Here is an 18417-nt window from a genome sequence, read left to right as displayed (position 1 = left end):
ATGAGGTTGCTTCCCGCGCTGACGGCGCGAGGGCTCACGATGTTTACCGGGGGCCTAGCTCCTGCCGGTCCCCACAAAGAGTTTCTTGCTGTTGACCACTTTGTCCAGATAGCGCCGTGTTTCTGCAAAGGGCACACGGGTGCGCAGGTGCTCGTAAACCTGCTTGGGCGTCAGGGCGTTGATGCGGGCAACGGCCCTGGTGCGGTCCTTGTCGAAGCTGCGTAAAACCGTGCCCGAACCGCCATTGTAGGCTGCAATCATGCAATATTCGCGGGAGATGGGATCGGTCACCTTGTTCAGGTGCCGGGTGTCCAGCAGGTGCAGGTAGGCCGTGCCGTAGAGGATGTTGTTTTCGGGCTGGAACAGGAACTGTTTGTCGGGCTTACCGGATTTGCCGGTCAGATACTTGGAAACTTCGGCTCCTGCGGAGCGTGGCACGATCTGCATCAGGCCGAAAGCCGGGGCGCTGGATGCGGCAAAGGGGTTGAAATCGCTTTCGGTCTTGATCACGGCATAGATCAGGTTCTGACTGATTTTGAATTTGGCGGCGTTCTGATCGACCAGTCCGGCGTATTTGCGCGCGCGGATGTGCAGGTGGTCCTTGATGAGCCGAAAGCTGACCGTGTGGGCTGTGGCCTTGCCTTTGGCGCCATCCACGGTCCTAGTCGTGATACCGCGGGCCATGAGTGCATCGGCAAAACGCTCGGCCCGCCAGTTCCAGCGGATATCCTTGCCGTCGAAGTCCTTGACCTCGCCGAGCAGGAACGGCGTGTCGCCCAACTTGATTTCCTTGTCCGAGTAAAGGTCCAGGGAGCGTGGGTCTGCCGGTGCCAATACCGTGGTCACGATAGCGTTTTTGAGGCTGCCTTGCGGGTCCTTGGGGTCCAGGGTCTCCACTGTGACCAAGCCGGTATCAAAATTCACGCTGGCACGTGAGAGGTAGTTGCGGGTGTATTTGACGTAACGCTTGGGGGTGGGCTCCTGGCGTTCCTTTTCCCCCCAGACTCCGCCGATGGCCTTGCGAAAGGCCTCCAATCGCTCCTTGAATTGTTTCAGGTCCCAGCTCAAAGCCTTGGGATTTAGAACATATCGTGTGGCCTTTTCCGCTGCCATGACTCCCGCACCGGCGGCGTCGCCCGTGGCGATGATGCGCACGGTGCGTACGGCGTCGCCCGCACTGCACGCGGCAAGCAGAAGGCAGAGGGCCAGGGAGATAAGGATCTTGGTGCTGGAACGATTGGGCATGTGAGGCTCCGGTCTTGGGATTCGGTGACCGAGGCATTGTGCCCCAGCGTCAAGCCGGGGTCAAAGTTGGTGGCTTGGCTTCAGTGGCGGGGCAAGCCGATGGCGCGGGGCGTCGCAGGGAGGAGTGAATGATGGCGCGTGTGGGAGTTGCCCCTGCTCCTTCGCATGAGAAGGTTTTGAGGACGAGGTGGAAATTCAGCTGCGCAAGGTGGCCAGGAGTCGGGTGGGGATAAGCAGCAGGTCCATGGCATCCGTGATGCTCGGGCAGATGACATCGGCCATGAGCAGTGCTTCCGAATAGGTGCCTTCGGCCTGAATCACGCCGACTCCCAGTGCTGCTTCATGGAGCATCAAACGGTCGTTGAAGCCGTTGCCCATGGCTGCGACGCAGCTGGAACCAAGACCCCGAACGAAATCTCTTTTGGCAGCGTCCTGATTTCCTTCGGGCAGGACCACCAGCCGCACGGGCAGGTCGGAAAGCAGTTGGGCGGCTTTGCCATGCGTGTCTGCCGTCACCACATGCACGTAGACTTCGCTGCCCAGAGCCGTAATGCGTTCGGCCACACCGGGCAGCAGTTCGCCATCCACGCACAGGGTCCCGTTCAGGTCCAGCACGAGGTGGATGATTTCAAGCCGGGTGCGCCCGGGGATGTCGAATTGGTACATGGCGTTCTCCAACTGGGGCGAGGGGCGCTGTTACGCCAGTCCCAGCTCCAAGCATTCATTCAGCTCTGCCACGATCTGTGTCCCGCGTTCAGGGTCGGTTGTGGCAAAAAGCTCATCCACCAGAGTGTGATCGAGGACATGAGTGTCGTATTCGATGGTGGCGGACATGGTGAAGATGGAAACGTCCACCTTCTTGATCCCCTTAGGCAGGACGTCTGTCCTGGGAATCTTGGACAACTCCGGAACAGTCATGATGGCCGGGCTGACGCCGAGCTTGAGGGTGCCGGGTGTGTGCTTTTTTACGGTCAGATAATCACGGGCCTTGAAGAGCCACTGGAAATCCATGCGATCTGTCTCCTGGGAATATATGGTTCATTCCCGCGTGGGGGCTGCGGGCGTTAAGCACGCTTTCTATGCCATCACTCTGAGGTTTGCAAGAGATTGCCGAGGGGGGAATGGTGGCGTACATCTGGTGTGCCACGATAAAAAACGTCCCGCCCTTTGGCGGGCAGAGTCAAAGTGAGGCGACCATGGCCGGGACACGTATCGAGAAAGACAGTCTGGGAACCATGGAGGTTCCTGAAGAGTGCTATTACGGCATCCAGACCCTGCGCGCAGTTCAGAATTTTTGCATTACCCAGATTCCCATCTCCCATTATCCCCGTTTTTTGTACTCCCTGGCCTTCATCAAGAAGGCTGCCGCCGCTGCCAACGCCTCATTGGGGTTGTTGGATCAGGAAATGTCCATGGCCATTTCCCGCGCCTGTGACGATATTCTGGATGACAAACTGCATGACCAGTTCGTGGTGGACGTGATTCAGGGCGGGGCTGGAACCTCGGCCAACATGAATGCCAATGAGGTCATCGCCAACCGGACTCTGGAGCTGATGGGGTATGAGAAGGGGCGTTACGACATTGTCTCGCCCAATACGCATATCAATATGTCTCAGTCCACCAACGACGTGTACCCCACGGCCTTGCGTATTACCCTGATCCTGAAAATCAGGGTGCTCATCGAGGAACTGGAAAAACTGGCGAGGGCCTTTGAGGCCAAGCGGGATGAATTTTCTGACGTGTTGAAGATCGGTCGGACCCAGTTGCAGGACGCCGTGCCCATGACCCTTGGTCAGGAATTCGGGGCCTGGGGCGTGACCATGCGCGAAGATATGCAGCGTCTGGCCGAGGCCCAGTCCCTGGTGCACGAGATCAATCTGGGCGGTACGGCCATTGGTACGGGCCTGAATGCGCACCCGGATTATCGCCGATCTGTGACCGAATATCTGACCGCCATGTCCGCTTTGCCGCTGATTTCCGCTACGGATCTGGTGGAGGCTACTCAGGATACAGGCGCCTACGTGCAGCTTTCGGGCGTGTGCAAGCGCGTGGCCGTGAAACTGTCCAAGATCTGCAATGACCTTCGTCTACTGTCTTCCGGACCTCGCTGTGGCCTGAACGAGATCAACCTGCCGCCCATGGCTCCGGGCTCGACCATCATGCCCGGCAAGGTCAACCCCGTGATTCCCGAGGTCGTCAATCAGGTCGCCTTCACCGTGGTGGGCGGCGATATCACCGTGACCATGGCTGCCGAGGCCGGGCAGTTGGAATTGAACGTCATGGAACCGGTCATCGCGCATACCCTGTTCAACAATCTGGACATGCTGCGTCGGGCGTGCAGCACCCTGCGGGAGCGCTGTGTCATGGGCATCACCGCCAACCGGGAGCATTGCCGCCGCATGGTGGAGAACAGCATTGGGCTGGCAACGGCTTTGAATCCCTATATCGGCTATGAACGCTCCGCCGAGGTCGCCAAGGAAGCCTTGGCCTCGGGGCGCACCGTGGCTGAAATCGTGTTGGAAAAGGGCATCCTGAGTCAGGAAGAACTGGATGATATTCTGAAGCCTGAGAGCATGACTGCCCCGCGTCAGTTCAGGTCGTCCTAACATGCCGAACTGCTTCGTTGTTGCGGGGTATTTCAAATCTCATAGATGAAGAATGCCGTACGATTTACAATGTTCCTGACGTTTTTTTCATAAAAAGGCCTCGGTGAATTTTATCATCGAGGCCTTTTGGTTTTGAATGGGTTAACGTCACCAGCCTATTTTCTGTAGTTTTTGACCCACGGCTCAAGCTGGCTAGGGATTTTCTGGAAGTGCATGTAGTCGACTTTGCCCTTTTCAGCCCAGTCTCCTCCCCATTCCCAACCAAGTTCCTTGAAAGCCTGCACCACGCGGGACCCCGGTGTCAGTGTCCCCGGCTTGGTAGGCTCGTACGTGGCTCCGGGCGGGAGAATCAGGTCGCCTTTGCAATAGGGATTCAGCCGGGGGTTGAAGTCGATGGCAAGCCCGAGGCCATGCAGGGAAACAGTGCGAGAGCCGACAATGGGGCGCCAGACGTATGCCGAGGTATTGTTGGTGTCAGGGGACAATCCAAAAGGACCTTTCAACTGTACCAATGGATGGGCAATGGGCAGTACGCTTTCGACCGGGAAACGGGTCTCCCGGATCACGGCGAAGAGTTGCCTGATATCCGGGGCCAGCTCCTTGTGGATGACGACCTGTCCCTGGTGCAGCTTTCGGTCAAAGCCATAGTAGTGCACATCCACGGCAACGAGTTGCTGCTGGATTTCTTCTGGTGCGTCCGGGGGCTGATTGGTCCAGATCGCTTGTATATCTGTCAGGGCGCTGTCCACGATGGCAGGTGTACAGGCTGGCAAGGAGCAGAGGATGGCGAAGAGGATCCACAAGGTCAGTGTGGGCTGTCTGAACTGCAATTTTTTTCCTGCTATCGTTGTTGAGAGTAGCGTCGTTGCGCAGGGTTGCATCATTCTACCGTCCATCATCGGTCCGTATTTGTGATGATGTCTGTTTGGCGATGCCGTTCGTGGACGTGTACTGTGAGCGCTGAGCCGTTATACTCTTTGCATGAGGAACAACGTCTGGTGATGTCAGCATTTGCCTTTCATGCAGGTCAGCCAGTAGCCGATGCTCAGCGCGAGAATGACCACTCCGAGGGAAATCACCTGCATGTGATCGTTGACTGAAAAATCCAATACAATCACTTTCCGGGCGGCGGCCATGAGTGCCGTTGATATGACGAGCTTGAGGTGAATGATCTGGGTGTCCAGATACACCACGATATTGGCAAAGATTTCAATGGCAATGAGGACCGCCATGAAGGCTCCGAACGTTGCCAGGATATCATTGATGCTCAGCAGAAAGACCGGGGGAGTGATCAGCCGCTGGTAGAGCATCCACACCACGTCGAAAATGCCCAGGATGATGACGAGCGTCATGAGGATGGCGAGTGCTTTAACGGAAACCCTGATGATGCTCCAGAGCTTTCTGGTGAACGGGTCCGAGTGCTCGTGAGCCTTTGGAGTTGTTTCATTGAAGATCATGCTACCTCTGAGGGCTTGAAGGTTCGATGTGGAGGCGCAGGTTGAGGGGCTTTCCTGCCTGGCTTGCTGCATTGAGTTGCTGCCAAGAATTTATGTCCAAGTATCCCCTCGTTGTCTTGATCACAAAAAGACTCTCTGTCATTGTATAAGTTGTCAAAAGAATTCAATGCAAGCTTGGGAATATTGTCAACATACTTTGACGATCGGCGGAGATGAAGATGGAAACGCTTTTGGACAGGCATTGGCATAGACTTCAGGCTGAAAAGGTCATCGAGTTGATGGGGAGCCATGGCGAAAAGGGGCTCGATCAGTTTCAGAGTGACAAACGCTTTCAGCACTTTGGGGAGAACCTCATTGTTGGCAAGAAACCGCGTAGCGGTTTCGAACGTTTTTTACTCCAGTTTCATCAGCCTCTGGTTTACATCCTGCTGTCTGCTGGCGGGGTGACAGCTGTTCTTGGTGAGTGGGTCGATGCTGGCGTGATTCTCGCCGTAGTCGTCGTCAACAGTCTGATCGGTTTTCTTCAGGAGGCCAAAGCAGAAAAGGCCTTGAGTTCACTGACCTCTGCAATGCGGGTTCAGGCGACTGTCGTCCGTGCAGGCGAAACCATCGTGTTGGATGCTGCTGCACTTGTTCCTGGAGATATCGTGCTGTTGCGCTCTGGGGACAAGGTCCCCGCGGATGTTCGCATTCTGCTCGGCAAGGAGCTCCGCATCGATGAGTCGACTCTCACTGGAGAGTCTGTGCCTGTTGAGAAGAATGCTGTTGCAGTGGATCGAGACGCCGTCCTGGCAGAACGAAGTTGCATGGGGTACGCGGGAACTCTGGTCAGCTATGGGCAGGGCACAGGAGTTGTCGTCGCGACCGGGAACAAGACCGAGATTGGCAGAATTTCCGGTCTGATCGATTCAGCCAAGAGCCTGGAGACTCCACTGACACGTCAGATCACAAAATTCAGTCATATTCTTCTGATCGCCATCCTCATTTTAGCTTCAGCGTCTTTTATTTTTGGTGTGCTTCAGGGAGAACCAGCTTCCGAGATGTTCATGGCCGCAGTGGCTTTGGCCGTTGGTGCAATCCCTGAGGGGTTGCCCGCTGCCGTAACAATTATTCTGGCTTTGGGCGTGTCGCGCATGGCCGGACGCAAGGCCATTATTCGTAAACTTCCGGCTGTGGAGACTCTTGGCGGGACGACAGTTATTTGTTCAGATAAGACAGGGACTTTGACCAAAAATCAGATGACTGTGCAGCAGATCTATTCCGCAGGTATTGTTTATAATGTCTCCGGGACCGGATACTCCTTGGAAGGAAATATCGCTGGTGCTGAAGACGATGCCGATGCCAGCAGCAAGAGCCTTGCGGCATGCCTGCGCGCGGGAATGCTGTGTAATGACGCACGGATTAGTGGCATGCCTGATTCGCCAGTTGTGGAGGGGGATCCTACAGAGGCCGCGCTGCTTGTGTCTGCTGCCAAGTATGGTTTGAACTTGGCGGAGGAGAATGCTGATTCACCTCGGATTGACGAGTTGCCGTTTGAATCGGATCTGCAATACATGGTGACTTTTCATCAGGCCGGTGGCGAGATCGTCGCCTATATGAAAGGATCTGTGGAAAGGGTGGTGGCCTGTTGTGAGGACATGATGGTGGCCGATGGAAATACGGCACCACTTGATGCAGATGAAATCATGAGCAGACAGGATCAACTTGCTTCGAGAGGGCTTCGCGTCCTGGCCTTTGCCGTCAAGACACTTCCAAAAAGCGATGCATACGCTCAGAGCGATGTTCAAGATCGTATGACGTTCGTTGGGTTGCAGGGAATGATTGATCCTCCTCGCGAAGAGGCAAGGATCGCGGTAGAGGCCTGCCAACAGGCAGGCATTTCCGTAAAGATGATTACCGGCGACCATGCAGTGACTGCACAAGCCATTGGAAGCAAACTCGGCCTTGTTGGAAACAATTGTACACTGGGTGCGGACTGTCCAGTCATGACAGGGTGGGAGATTGAGGAACTCACCGATGAGGAACTCATTGGTCGGGTTGATGAAATTCCCGTTTTCGCAAGGGTTTCGCCTCATCAGAAATTGAGACTAGTCATGGCTCTGCAAGCACGAGGTGAAGTCTGTGCAATGACTGGTGACGGAGTCAACGATGCTCCTGCTTTGAAGCAGGCGGATATCGGGATTGCCATGGGCGTGAACGGCACTGAGGCTGCTAAGGAAGCTGCGGACATGGTGTTGACCGACGATAATTTTTCAACGATTGAAGCTGCCGTGGAAGAAGGGCGCTGCGTCTTCTCCAATTTGGTCAAATTCATTGCCTGGACATTGCCCACCAATGCCGGGGAGGGGCTTGTCATACTCACAGCGATTTTGTTCGGTGTGACCCTTCCGATTCTTCCGGTGCAGATTCTCTGGATCAATATGACGACAGCTCTCTGCCTCGGTATGATGTTGGCCTTCGAGCCCATGGAGCCCGGGCTTATGGACCGCAAACCGCGGCGGCCAGACCAGCCCATTCTTGGGGGATTGATCATTAAACGGATCGCAATGGTCAGCCTGATTCTACTCGTCGCGGCTTTTGGCCTTTATGAATGGGAAATCCAGACTGGGGCTGATATCGCCAAGGCACGAACCATGGCTGTTAATGTTTTTGTCGTGGTCGAGGCATTTTACCTCTTCAATTCCAGGTCGTTCGAACGTTCACCCTTCGCGCTTGGAATCATGAGCAATCCGCTTGTTCCCATAGGTTTTGTTGCAATGATGATTTTGCAATTACTCTATACATACGTTCCTGTTATGAACGCGCTATTTTCCAGTGCCCCTCTTGATGTGCTTGATTGGGCAAAGATACTGACCTGTGGATTCGTGGCCTTTGCAGTGATCGAATTGGATAAGAAGCGGGTGCGAGGCCGGAAGGCCCAGGATAATTAGCTGTTATTGGCAGTTGCCTTCTTTCTAATATATTTCGTATGACCGTGCCTCGGCGGGATGACCCGCCGGGGTATTTGTTTTCCAAGGAGCCGATCATGTTTACCGCCATCGAAACCATCCCCCGTGAAGAACTGGAACTGCGCTGGGCGCGCTGCCGAGCCATGCTTGAAACCCATGCTCCCGAGGCTGAAGGCCTTTTGGCGTTTTCGCGGGTGAATCTGTATTATCTGACCGGACATCTGGCTAACGGCCTGTTCTGGTTGCCAAAAAGTGGCGAGCCCGTATTGCTGTGCCGCAAGGGCATTGAGCGTGCGCGTCTGGAATCCAGTGTACCTCATATTGTCGAGTTCCGTTCCTACAAGGATATCAAGGGACTACTGGCCGATGTTGGTTCGCCCTTGGGCAAGATCATTGGTGTGCAGATGGATGGCCTGCCCTGGAGCTTCGGCGTCAAGCTGGAGCAGACACTGAACGGCGATTGCAGGATCGTACCCGCCGATTTCGTGTTGACCATGACCCGTGCCAAGAAGACTGAGTGGGAGCTTGCCAAGCTGCGTCTGTGCGGTGAGCGGCACCACAAGGCGCTGTACGAGATGCTGCCCGAGATGATCCGCCCCGGTATGAGCGAGCGCGAAGTGAGCCACAAGTCCTGGGAGGCTTTCTTTGCACTGGGCCATTCCGGGCCGCTGCGCATGGGCAATTTTGGCGAGGAATGTTTTCTTGGGCATGTCTCTGCCGGTGATTCCGGCAACTACCCCAGCGTGTTCAATGGACCGGTTGGTATCCGTGGCGAACACCCGGCAGTGCCGTTCATGGGCTATGCGGGCAAGATATGGAATGCGGGCGAACCCCTGACGTGTGATATCGGTTTCTGTCTGGAAGGGTATGTCACGGACAAGACCCAGTGCTACTGGGCTGGACCGGCAACCAGCATTTCCGACGAGGTCAGGCGTGGCCATGATTTTTGTGTGGAAATCCAGGCCTGGCTGGCCGAGCGCATGCTACCGGGCGCCATTCCCGAGGATCTGTACAATCAGGTCATGGAGGAGTCGACGCGTCGGGGCATGACCGAAGGCTTCATGTCTTTGGGCAAAAACAAGGTCGTGTTCCTGGGCCACGGTATCGGGCTGGTCATCGACGAGTTCCCGGCCATCGCCAACAAGATCAAGACTCCACTGGAAGAGGGCATGGTCTTTGCTCTTGAGCCCAAGTTCGGGGTGCCCGGGCTGGGCATGGTGGGCGTGGAAAATACCTTTGAGGTCACCGCCAGTGGTGCCAAATGCATCTCCGGGCATGACTATGACATCCTCTGCATCGAATAATCGGAGACAATCCAACGCAATGCCAAAAATTCTGGTGACCAATGATGATGGAGTGCATTCCCCGGGGCTGCATGCGGCTGTGGATGGTTTGTATGGGCTGGCGGATGTCGAGATTGTGGCTCCGTTGCACCAGCAGACGGCCATGGGCCGTGCGCTGACAGGTAACAAGGCAAGCGCCATGCAACCCGTGCCTCTCTCCATCGGTGGGCGGGATTATCAGGCCTATGCCTGTGACGCCTCGCCAGCCTTTGCGGTGCGGCATGGTTTGAGTTGCTTGCCGTCGTTTAGTCCGGATCTTGTGGTGTCCGGCATCAATTACGGTGAGAATCTCGGTTCAAGCATTACCGGCTCCGGTACGGTGGGCGCAGCGTTGCAGGGGGCCGGACAAGGCATCCCCTCCATTGCGATCTCGTTGGAAACAAGCATTGATACCATCCATGACTACTCCGAGCAGGAGTGGGATGTGGCCGCTCATTTTCTGCGTCTGTTTGCGGGGATTATGCTGGGGAACAGCCGTCCCATGGATGTAGATGTCCTGAAGATCGATGTGCCCTGTGGCGCGACTCTGGAGACTCCCTGGCGATTGACCCGCCTGTCCCCGGATTCCTATTACGGCATCGAGTTGCCGAAGCCATCCCTGAGCAGTCAGTTGGGGGATTATCGCATCACCAAGGCCGTGGCCGAAGGCGAACCCAAGGATACGGACGTCCATGCTCTGGCCGTGGACAAGGTCGTTTCCGTGACTCCGCTCAGTCTCGATTGTACCTCGCGCGAGCGGTTCTCGGTGATCAACTCATGGCTTGGCGGCGCATAGCCCTGCGCTGCCTGTGAATACGCGGGACTCCTGCCTGATTACTCGGAAATAAATGGAATCCTTCCCCTTTTGCCGTGGCTGTGCTACGCAAGGGGCAAGGCTGACCACCTGTTCCCGAGACCTCAACAAGGCGGGTAGTTTGTGCGTAGGCTTTCCACTGCTGCGATCGCGGCGCTGACCATTCTGATGACTGTTGCCCCGGCATTGGCCCGGGATCCCGACGAATGGGAACTCACCGCAAGCGCGGGGGGCTTCCTGTACCTGATTCTGGCATTCTTTCTGGCAGTGTTCTTGTGGCAGACCAGAAACGGCTTGCCCAAACGGACCTGGGAAGGGGCCATCAATATCTTCTACAAGCGTTGCAAGGCCAGTGAGGGCCGCCCCGGGTTCTATGAGTACCTGATGAAGGGCCTGGACAAGGACCCCAAGCTGCCTCGCTAATCGAACGTTCCTTTGGCAACCATGACGACGTCCCCGCCCACCACGGCGCGGGACGGGCTTGTGGCGTTGCCGTTGATCCTGACGTGAATCCCGCTGTCGCGGCCACAGAAACGGCCCTGACGGATGATGATGTGCTCATCGATCTCAGCCAGCCCGTGGCGGACCAGATACGCTCCTGCCGGACCGGCGGCGCTACCCGTGGCGATATCCTCCACCATTCCCAGATTGTCCCAACTGCGGCCTTCGCGAGCGGTCACGTCCAGTGCGTAGGAAAACTTCGCGCCCACGGATTGCAGGAGCTGTTCGAAGTCCGGTGTGGACACCCGCACCTGTTCCAGGCCTGAAGTCAGCGGCAGGATCAGATACGGCAATCCGGTGCTGACCATTTGCAGTGGCAGGTCCTGCGCCTTGTGCTCGGGGCGCAGGTTCAGGGCGGCCAGGAACTGGTTAGCGGCTTCGCCTTCGATGGGCTCGCCCAGCACAGGTTTTCCTTGGTCCATGGATGCCTCGTACCAGCCGTCCCGGCGAAGGCAGTCCAATTGAACAGTCTTGGCCTTCAGGCGCAGTTTGAATTGGGCCCCGTCGTTGTCTCCGAATAATTCATGCAGTACGGCTGCGGCCCCGAGGATGGGGTGCCCGGCAAAATCCAGTTCTTCTTCCATGGTGAAGATGCGGGCCTCAAAGGTTCCGGCATGCTCCGTGGGACTCAGGAAGATGGATTCGAAATGGCGCATCTCCTGGGTCAGTGCCTGCATGGTCGGGCCATCAAGCGCCGAAGCATCGGGGAAGACCGTCAGGCTGTTGCCGGACAGGGGGCTGCGCGAGAAAACATCCACGTGACGAAAGGCAAGGCCGGTGAGTGAGCGGTCGTTCATGATGATCCTTTGGCGGTGGCTAGTCGCCCAGCGTGGTCTTGAGGGCGTCGTCCATCTGCGAGGCACTGAACAGGTCGCGTAGCACAAGCGGGGACTTGTGACCCGGACCGGGCGGGAAAATGGCGACAACAGGGATGGATTGACTGCCCAAGGCCCGCAGCAGGGCCAGACCTTCGGGGTTGTCCTGGGTCATGTCCACCTGCACATAGGTCAGGTCAAAGTGCTCTTGCCATTTGGTGAGGTTGTCCGTCTTGAGGGTGGTGTGCTCCAGAACTTTGCAGTTGGGGCACCAGTCCGCCGTGAAGTCGACAACGATGGGGCGTTTACCCAGCATGGAGCGAAAGGCCTGCGGCTCGAAGGATTGCCACTTGATGGGCGTTGCCTTGGGAGCGAAGAGCATGAGCGCTGCCAGTGCCACCAGCGCGGCTGCGGCCAGACGTATGGCCCATCGTTTGCCTTTGGGTTGTGATAGGTTCGTCCATTTGCCCCACATCCAGGCAGCGAAGGCAACAGCCAGGAGCAGCCCCAGAGCCGGTAAGAGCATGGTGGTGGGCAGGATGGTCAGCAGGTAGAGCACCGTGCCCATCAGGAAGAATCCCACCCCGGCCTCCAGATAGATCATCCAGTTGCCAGGTTTTGGGAACAGCCGGACCAAACCAGGCCGAGCGGTCATCAACAGGAATGGCGAGGCCATGCCCAGGCCGATGGTCAGGAACACCGCCATGATGGTTTCCGGTGATTGCAGCAGCACCCAGCCCAGCACGCCCCCCAGGAACGGGCCGCTGCATGGAGTTGCCAGCAATGTCGCCAAAACTCCCGTGAACAGGGCGCAGACTTTGGGGCTGCCGGAGGAACGGTCGGCTTTGAGGTCCACCACAGGCAGATCCCACAGGCCGAACAGGGAGAGCCCCAGAGCAAAAACAACAGTGGCCAGCCCAAGGATGAGTCCCGGAGTCTGAAAGAGTTGTCCCCAGGCCAGACCCAGGGCAGAGAGCAGTGCTCCAAGGAAGAGGAAATAGAGCATTACTCCGGCCGAGAAGAACAGGTTGTGTTCACGAAAGGCCCGGATGCGGTCGGCTTCGGTCTGCTCTTCGGAACCCGCCATGAGCGCTGAGAGTTTGAGGCTCAGAACCGGCAGCACACAGGGCATGAAGTTCAGGAGCAGGCCGGCAATAAAGGCGAAAAGTAGCGCCAGCTCGATGTCCGTGACTTCCAGTTCCGGATGGAAATATGTGGGACTGAAGCTCCATTCTGTAACGGAGGAAGGAGGCGAAGTGGCGGGTGCCTCGGTGGTGGATTCCGATGTCGAGGGGGACAGGGTGTTTTGCTTGTTGGTGTCCACGACTTCGGAGAATTCTTTATTCAGATAGAATTCGTACCAGAAGAAATCTGTGGCATCGGGCAGGGATGCTAGATTGATGCCTGTCAGCGGTAATGAAACCTCTGTACGCAGTGGCCAACAATTGGTGGCGGAGCAAGCGGCAAAGGAGAGGCTTCCGGTGAGCGAGATGGCGCTGGTGGGAAGTTGCCCCAAGGGAACGAACAGGGGGGTGCTTCCATAATAAGTATGAACCATGAGTGAAGGGTCGAACACGTCGGGTTCTTCTTCGCCCTCGGGATAGATGACCTTGAGCGGTGATCCGCCATCCAATGAAATGGATAAATGGGTGGGCATTCCGGTTTCACCCGGGGGATTGGCATAGGCGTGGTAGCCTTCATCCAGTTCCAGCCAGAGCACGGCCAGCAGCTCCGTGTCCGGGGTTGCGTCGCCCACGCGAAACAGTTCCCATCTGAGGGAGTAGAAATCGGGCTGGGCCCCGGGGCTGGCAAAAACGCAGGCTGGGGCCAGCAGGAAAAGAAGCATGAATGCCGCAAAGCGGATGCATAAGGGTTTCATAGGTGCCCAGCATGCCACGGAGAAGATTTTTCATAAAGCCGAAAGTTTGTGGTTGACATGGAGAGGGGTGAAGGCATAAAAGTGGCCCTCCCAAACGGGAAACGTGGGCCACTGGCTCAATTGGCAGAGCAGTTGACTCTTAATCAATTGGTTCGGGGTTCGAGTCCCTGGTGGCCCACCACCGCATATCCGCCGCCTCCGCAAGGAGGCGGCTTTCTTTTGACCAACAGGTTTTTAGAAATGTGTCGACGGGTGTTGACAGCCGAAGCGAAGAAGAATAGTAAAACCCCTCCCAAACGGGAAACGTGGGCCACTGGCTCAATTGGCAGAGCAGTTGACTCTTAATCAATTGGTTCGGGGTTCGAGTCCCTGGTGGCCCACCACCGCATATACGCCGCCTCCGCAAGGAGGCGGCTTTTTTTGTCTTGTCTAGTGGAATCCTTGAAATTCAGGGGATTATTCGGATGAGTCCGCGTGTCCGTTGCGAGCGTCGATGGCCTTCACCTGGGCATGCACAGCACGGGTCTGCGGGAAATCGGATTCTGATTGCGCCTGAGCAAGAACGCCACCTGAGATGGCATCGGTTTCCGTGCGCGCCCCATGATCCAGATCCTGAAGCATGGACGGCCTGACCTTGGCTGTTTTCTTGATGGTGTCGATGCCTTTGTCCCAGGCTGCCTGCCTGTCGATCATCACACCAGCCCGGTCTGCTGCCGTAGCGGCCTCGTCGAACAGGGCACGCATCAATGTCATGCAGTGATCATTCTCCAGCAGCTTTCCATTGGGTTGCCCGGTCAATGCGGCAACGGGGTTCATCATGGCATTCAGGCAGAGCTTGTTCCAGATGGCCGGGCGCGGGTCCTTCACCCAGGTGGAATTCAGGCCCGAATCCGCCAGCAACTCCCCCACCCAGTTCATGGCATTACCAGGCAGCCACGGGCCTGCAATGATAAATCCCTGGCTGGAACCGTCCACCACGCCCGGTGCCTTGCGCGTGGAGCCATAGGTGGCGATTCCAGCTGCGAGGTTTTCCTGCCCGAACAATGGGGCCAGGGTTTCAGCATTGCCCAGACCGTTTTGCAGGGTCAGGCAGACACCGTCTGGCTTCAGGATTTCGCGGATGGGAGCGATGGCCGCAGTCTGGTGCGCCTTGACCAGCACGATAATTAGCTCGGTCGGCTGGAGTTTTGAGGGAGAGTTGGATGCCGCCAGAAGGGGAAAGGTCTGGCGTTTTCCCTGCCAGTCCGGAGCCAGGATGATGCCGTCCTTGGCAAGGGCTTCGAGATGAGACCCCGGGCGTCCGTAGGCCTGCACGTCCAACCCGGAGGCGATCATCCGTGCGCCCAGAGAGCAGCCAAGGGCTCCGCAGCCGGCAATGGTTATCAGCATGAGACGATGCTCCTGTGGAGGTTTTGGTCAGCAGTCTGGCATGGACTTCCGGCAATGAAAAGGGCCACGTCTCCTGACATGGCCCACTCAAAGGACGGGCATGGCTTACCCGCCGGGTGAGGTTGTCTTGATTTATCAGTACTCGGCAGAGTCGATATCGATGCCGAACTTGTCCCACTGGGCCTTGGCTTCGGCTTCTGCCTGCTTGATGCGTTCTTCCTGCCAGGGTTCAAGGACCAGAGTCTCGGCGACCAGTTGCCAGAGATATTTCACCTCGTAGTCGCAGTCATAGAATTTGGGAATGCGTTTCATGATCTGGTCACGACAGTTGGAGCAGCCCACCACCACGACGTTGGCTCCGGTGCGTTTGATCTGGTTGTATTTGTGTCTGGCGTGGTGGGCGGATTCGTTCTCAAACGGCATGGGCCACATACCGCCACCCGCACCACAGCAGTAGTTCAATTCCCGGTTGGGAGTCATTTCCACATAGTTGTCCACGCAGCGTCGCATGACCCAGCGGGGCTCCTCGAAGAATCCTCGCCCGAAGTGGCGCTGCAGTTCGCGGCCGTGTTTACAGGAGTCGTGCCACGTGAAGATCTTGCCTGCATTCACGCTGGGGTCGAGCTTGATGCGCCCCTGGCGAATGATTTCAACAAGATAGTCATAGAGATAGGTGTATCCCGCCGTGTTGGTGGGGTCCTCAATCTTGCATTTCTCCATGCCTGTTCGGCAACCGTAGGAGCCACCCCCACAGTCGGGCATGATCATGCGTTCGATTTCATGCTTGTGCATGTAGTTGATCTTGCGCTGGGCCAGGAATTTGTTGGATTCGTAGTTTCCTGTGAACAACGCCCAGTCCACGGCTTCCCAACCTTCGCTGGGGACGGTCCAATCCTCGCGTGCCGCATAGAAGATGCGCCACCACCAGAACTGATCTTCGTAGTCGCCGTAGACTTCTTTTGAATTGGGGAAGAACAGGATCTTGGCCTTGTCCTTGTCCACGGGGACATAGAACCCGGGGCAGTCGTCATCGGACATTTCTTGGCCGAGTTCGGCCATGCCCATCAGGTAGTCATCCATGGCGATGGCGAGGTTGTTGCCGGAGTCCACGTTGTTCTGCATGCCCTTGTGCAGGGTGCCGGGGACCTTGTCGCGGTCGCGTAGGTGCTTCATGTGGGCCATGACTGCCGGGATATCGATGCCCATGGGGCAGGCGAAGGCGCAGCGACCGCAACCGGTACAAATCCATGGAAAGTCGGATGCCACGACTTCGTCAATCATGCCCAGCGATATCATGCGCAGGACCTGACGCGTACTGAGGCCACCCTGACCTTCGGTGCCTGAAACAGGGCAACCGTTGGAACAAGTGCCACAGGCCATGCAGGCATTGAAGTCGAATTTCCCCAAGTGTGCCTTGATCTCTGAGGGAAGCTCCCTCGGTATCAGTGCGGCCTCCATACGTCCTCCAGTGCTCCGGGTGGTTCGTTAGCATGTCTCTCTCACGGCCACGTATGAGCCGTGTCTCACCTTCCATGAAGATAAACATAAAGGATGCCAGCGCTACGATTTGCATGAAATTGCAGGAGGATGACAGGGCGTATGGTCTCTTGAGGGGGGATAGGGCAGGGGAATACCCCCGAAAAGCGTCTCGTACGACAAGATTTATCTTATCGTACAAGACTTATCAGTTCATTCAGGTAACACGCACGCATGAAAGGGGAAATCGTGGTGCAATCAGCGTTGTTCTGTTGTCTTGCTCTGCAAGACATTGCGTGGGCTTTGTCTGGAGAGCAAGCTGTTGGGACGTGGAGTTTACATCAAAAGATCGGAATAAAACCTATTTGGGCTCCACCGGGAATCCGGAATCCTCCCAGGCATTCCATCCACCTTCCAGAGCTTTGACGTTTTTGTGGCCCAACGCCATCAACTTCTGCGCCACCCGGGCGCTAGTGTATTCGTTGGGTCAGGCGCAGTAGAGAACGACCTCACTGCCCGGCGGGATCATCTGGTCGAGGGATGTGATGTCTTTGTGGTTTGCGCGGATTGATCCAGGAATTTTGTGATTGCTTTGTTTCCAGCTGGATGGGGTGCGGACGTCCACCACAAAGAGGTTCGAAGCTCCGAGCTTGTCCCGTAATTCGGTGATTTCGATCCGTTCAACATCTTTTGCAAGGGCCTGTGGGCTTGCGATGAACACTGCCAAAACTACAAGCACCGCATAAACAGCATGTTGGCGCATAATTGAAACCTTCCTGATTTTGGGTTTGCATATACTGTAGCATGTAGGGCGAGGAGCGTCAGTCCTCTATTCCTCTGCAGGACGAAGAACGCAGAATTGTGATTGGGGTTGCCGTGCGTTGGACAGTTGTACAATATGAGGTGATGCTGTGGAGTCATGAAAGAGTCTTGAAAAAATCTAGACAGAGTAACGAGCAGGGGCTAATGAAGAAATGACAACCAGGGGCAAGGCGTGTGGCGCAGACTCTAGTGGGTTGATCAGCCTGCGGGAAATAGCCCGGCGGCTGGGACTGCCTTCATCCACTGTCGCTTACTACAAGGATCGCTATCGGCGGTTCATTCTCCCTTCAGCGGGAGTGGGGCGCCGCCAGCGGTATTGCCCATCGGTTCTCGATGTCTTCGTCAGAATCAGGGAAATGTATAATATGAGCAGTACTGCAGCCGAAATTGAGCGCGATCTCGAAGCGAGATTCCGTAAAACCGCCCCCCCGCAGCGGAGGGTGGAAGCACAGCCGGACTCCGTGTCGCTTTTGCTTGAGCGAGTCTCCGGTCTGCTGGATGATCAGACGTTGTATCGCCGCGAGATTGGTTCCCTGCGCGAGGAAGTTTCCGTGCTCAAGAGCGGTCTTGCCGAGCGGGAAGCCGCGCATGAGCGGGCGGTACGGGATATGGAGGCGGAACTGACTTTCCTGCGAGAGGAGAACAAGCGCCTGTCGCACTATGTCGAAACGCATATCCGCCGTGGCAATCCCCTGCATTCCAAACCCTCTGAAGCCTTTCTCGGATTACCGTTGGTCATCCGTTCCGAGCATGACGAATATCTGGGCGTGGCCGCTCCGACGAAAGGCGCTTTTACCCCCAAGGGGCTGGTCGGTCTGATTCAGAAAAGCGCAAGTGCCTCCCGCTCCGTGGATATGGACTGGGACCGTGATCGCGACCATTGGATTCTCAAGGTGCTGACCACTGCCCCGGAGACGGGATGTGAGCAGGCACTGGTGTTTATGCTCCATGAAGTCAGAACCCCCAATCGAAACCTCGTGGCTCGGCTGGCTCATCTGATTGTCGACGGCAACGAGGTGCCTGATAATTTTCTGCTTGGCTTCTTCAAGCAACTGCGTGACACGTTTAATTCCTGATCTCTTGTCCTGAAGCTTTTGTGCACAATGGGAATGTGTTAGGTTAATGGCGCACTAGATTTGCGAC

Annotated in this window: 16 protein-coding genes and 2 tRNA genes; 8 read left to right on the top strand and 10 right to left on the bottom strand. The window is 56.5% G+C overall.

Going from position 1 to position 18417, the window contains the following annotated elements:
* Positions 1-54 precede the first annotated feature (54 nt).
* From EL361_RS07905 to EL361_RS07895, 3 genes are all read right to left on the bottom strand, one after another.
* Entirely contained in the window at positions 55-1245 is a 1191-nt protein-coding gene (locus EL361_RS07905; protein ID WP_126378293.1) for a murein transglycosylase domain-containing protein, read from the bottom strand.
* Positions 1246-1440: 195 nt separating this feature from the next.
* Complete coding sequence (locus EL361_RS07900) at positions 1441-1911, bottom strand: HAD family hydrolase (RefSeq protein WP_126378291.1); 471 nt, start codon at positions 1909-1911, stop codon at positions 1441-1443.
* Between the two features lie 30 nt (positions 1912-1941).
* Positions 1942-2256, bottom strand: coding sequence for a hypothetical protein (locus EL361_RS07895; protein WP_126378289.1), 315 nt, complete (start codon positions 2254-2256; stop codon positions 1942-1944).
* 185 nt (positions 2257-2441) lie between these two features.
* On the opposite strand from EL361_RS07895, the gene aspA reads away from it, so the two are divergent.
* Positions 2442-3851: an aspartate ammonia-lyase gene (aspA, locus tag EL361_RS07890; protein ID WP_126378287.1), complete on the top strand. Its 1410-nt coding sequence runs from the start codon at positions 2442-2444 to the stop codon at positions 3849-3851.
* Positions 3852-4006: 155 nt separating this feature from the next.
* Here the strand turns inward: aspA and EL361_RS07885 are convergent, their stop codons facing one another.
* Both EL361_RS07885 and EL361_RS07880 read right to left on the bottom strand, forming a co-directional pair.
* Complete coding sequence (locus EL361_RS07885) at positions 4007-4681, bottom strand: M15 family metallopeptidase (protein WP_232034905.1); 675 nt, start codon at positions 4679-4681, stop codon at positions 4007-4009.
* A gap of 174 nt (positions 4682-4855) precedes the next feature.
* Positions 4856-5308 carry a phosphate-starvation-inducible PsiE family protein gene (locus EL361_RS07880; RefSeq protein WP_126378285.1) on the bottom strand — a complete coding sequence of 151 codons (453 nt, stop codon included), beginning with the start codon at positions 5306-5308 and terminating at the stop codon, positions 4856-4858.
* A gap of 218 nt (positions 5309-5526) precedes the next feature.
* Here EL361_RS07880 and EL361_RS07875 point away from each other — a divergent pair, with 218 nt between their 5' ends.
* The 4 genes from EL361_RS07875 (at position 5527) to EL361_RS07860 (ending at position 10815) form a co-directional block, all read left to right on the top strand.
* Positions 5527-8238, top strand: a complete 2712-nt coding sequence (locus EL361_RS07875; protein WP_126378283.1) for a cation-transporting P-type ATPase — start codon at positions 5527-5529, stop codon at positions 8236-8238.
* Positions 8239-8333: 95 nt separating this feature from the next.
* Positions 8334-9560 (top strand): M24 family metallopeptidase, encoded by a 1227-nt coding sequence (locus EL361_RS07870; protein WP_126378281.1) that lies wholly within the window; start codon positions 8334-8336, stop codon positions 9558-9560.
* A gap of 19 nt (positions 9561-9579) precedes the next feature.
* Positions 9580-10374, top strand: a complete 795-nt coding sequence (surE, locus tag EL361_RS07865; protein ID WP_172961673.1) for a 5'/3'-nucleotidase SurE — start codon at positions 9580-9582, stop codon at positions 10372-10374.
* A gap of 141 nt (positions 10375-10515) precedes the next feature.
* Positions 10516-10815, top strand: coding sequence for a hypothetical protein (locus tag EL361_RS07860; protein WP_126378277.1), 300 nt, complete (start codon positions 10516-10518; stop codon positions 10813-10815).
* On the opposite strand, the gene EL361_RS07855 is transcribed toward EL361_RS07860, so the two are convergent.
* Both EL361_RS07855 and EL361_RS07850 read right to left on the bottom strand, forming a co-directional pair.
* Positions 10812-11690: a PhzF family phenazine biosynthesis protein gene (locus EL361_RS07855; RefSeq protein ID WP_126378275.1), complete on the bottom strand. Its 879-nt coding sequence runs from the start codon at positions 11688-11690 to the stop codon at positions 10812-10814. The genes EL361_RS07860 and EL361_RS07855 overlap by 4 nt on opposite strands.
* A 19-nt stretch (positions 11691-11709) precedes the next feature.
* Positions 11710-13587, bottom strand: a complete 1878-nt coding sequence (locus tag EL361_RS07850; RefSeq protein ID WP_126378273.1) for a protein-disulfide reductase DsbD family protein — start codon at positions 13585-13587, stop codon at positions 11710-11712.
* Positions 13588-13692: 105 nt separating this feature from the next.
* On the opposite strand from EL361_RS07850, the gene EL361_RS07845 reads away from it, so the two are divergent.
* Positions 13693-13768: transfer RNA gene (locus tag EL361_RS07845), tRNA-Lys, on the top strand.
* Between the two features lie 126 nt (positions 13769-13894).
* Positions 13895-13970, top strand: a tRNA-Lys gene (locus tag EL361_RS07840).
* Positions 13971-14043: 73 nt separating this feature from the next.
* On the opposite strand, the gene EL361_RS07835 is transcribed toward EL361_RS07840, so the two are convergent.
* The 3 genes from EL361_RS07835 to EL361_RS07825 form a co-directional block, all read right to left on the bottom strand.
* Positions 14044-14976 carry a ketopantoate reductase family protein gene (locus EL361_RS07835; RefSeq protein ID WP_126378271.1) on the bottom strand — a complete coding sequence of 311 codons (933 nt, stop codon included), beginning with the start codon at positions 14974-14976 and terminating at the stop codon, positions 14044-14046.
* Between the two features lie 135 nt (positions 14977-15111).
* Positions 15112-16434 carry a (Fe-S)-binding protein gene (locus tag EL361_RS07830; RefSeq protein WP_126378269.1) on the bottom strand — a complete coding sequence of 441 codons (1323 nt, stop codon included), beginning with the start codon at positions 16432-16434 and terminating at the stop codon, positions 15112-15114.
* Positions 16435-16813: 379 nt separating this feature from the next.
* Complete coding sequence (locus EL361_RS07825) at positions 16814-17215, bottom strand: rhodanese-related (seleno)protein (protein ID WP_338031070.1); 402 nt, start codon at positions 17213-17215, stop codon at positions 16814-16816.
* Between the two features lie 424 nt (positions 17216-17639).
* On the opposite strand from EL361_RS07825, the gene EL361_RS07820 reads away from it, so the two are divergent.
* A complete protein-coding gene (locus EL361_RS07820) occupies positions 17640-18350 on the top strand; it encodes a DUF2046 domain-containing protein (RefSeq protein WP_126378265.1) in 711 nt (236 codons plus the stop codon).
* Positions 18351-18417: the final 67 nt, after the last annotated feature.

The organism is Desulfovibrio ferrophilus (genome assembly GCF_003966735.1).
Taxonomy (GTDB): Bacteria; Desulfobacterota; Desulfovibrionia; order Desulfovibrionales; family Desulfovibrionaceae; genus Desulfovibrio_Q; species Desulfovibrio_Q ferrophilus.
Note: the sequence above shows the minus strand (reverse complement) of the source record. Positions and strands in the feature narration are given on the sequence as shown.

Coding starts and splice junctions, on each gene's coding strand:
- EL361_RS07850 (WP_126378273.1), bottom strand. CDS start 13,587: ATGAAACCCTTATGCATCCGCTTTGCGGCATTCATGCTTCTTTTCCTG.
- EL361_RS07820 (WP_126378265.1), top strand. CDS start 17,640: ATGAGCAGTACTGCAGCCGAAATTGAGCGCGATCTCGAAGCGAGATTC.
- aspA (WP_126378287.1), top strand. CDS start 2,442: ATGGCCGGGACACGTATCGAGAAAGACAGTCTGGGAACCATGGAGGTT.
- EL361_RS07835 (WP_126378271.1), bottom strand. CDS start 14,976: ATGCTGATAACCATTGCCGGCTGCGGAGCCCTTGGCTGCTCTCTGGGC.
- EL361_RS07855 (WP_126378275.1), bottom strand. CDS start 11,690: ATGAACGACCGCTCACTCACCGGCCTTGCCTTTCGTCACGTGGATGTT.
- EL361_RS07905 (WP_126378293.1), bottom strand. CDS start 1,245: ATGCCCAATCGTTCCAGCACCAAGATCCTTATCTCCCTGGCCCTCTGC.
- EL361_RS07830 (WP_126378269.1), bottom strand. CDS start 16,434: ATGGAGGCCGCACTGATACCGAGGGAGCTTCCCTCAGAGATCAAGGCA.
- EL361_RS07875 (WP_126378283.1), top strand. CDS start 5,527: ATGGAAACGCTTTTGGACAGGCATTGGCATAGACTTCAGGCTGAAAAG.
- surE (WP_172961673.1), top strand. CDS start 9,580: ATGCCAAAAATTCTGGTGACCAATGATGATGGAGTGCATTCCCCGGGG.
- EL361_RS07900 (WP_126378291.1), bottom strand. CDS start 1,911: ATGTACCAATTCGACATCCCCGGGCGCACCCGGCTTGAAATCATCCAC.
- EL361_RS07880 (WP_126378285.1), bottom strand. CDS start 5,308: ATGATCTTCAATGAAACAACTCCAAAGGCTCACGAGCACTCGGACCCG.
- EL361_RS07870 (WP_126378281.1), top strand. CDS start 8,334: ATGTTTACCGCCATCGAAACCATCCCCCGTGAAGAACTGGAACTGCGC.
- EL361_RS07895 (WP_126378289.1), bottom strand. CDS start 2,256: ATGGATTTCCAGTGGCTCTTCAAGGCCCGTGATTATCTGACCGTAAAA.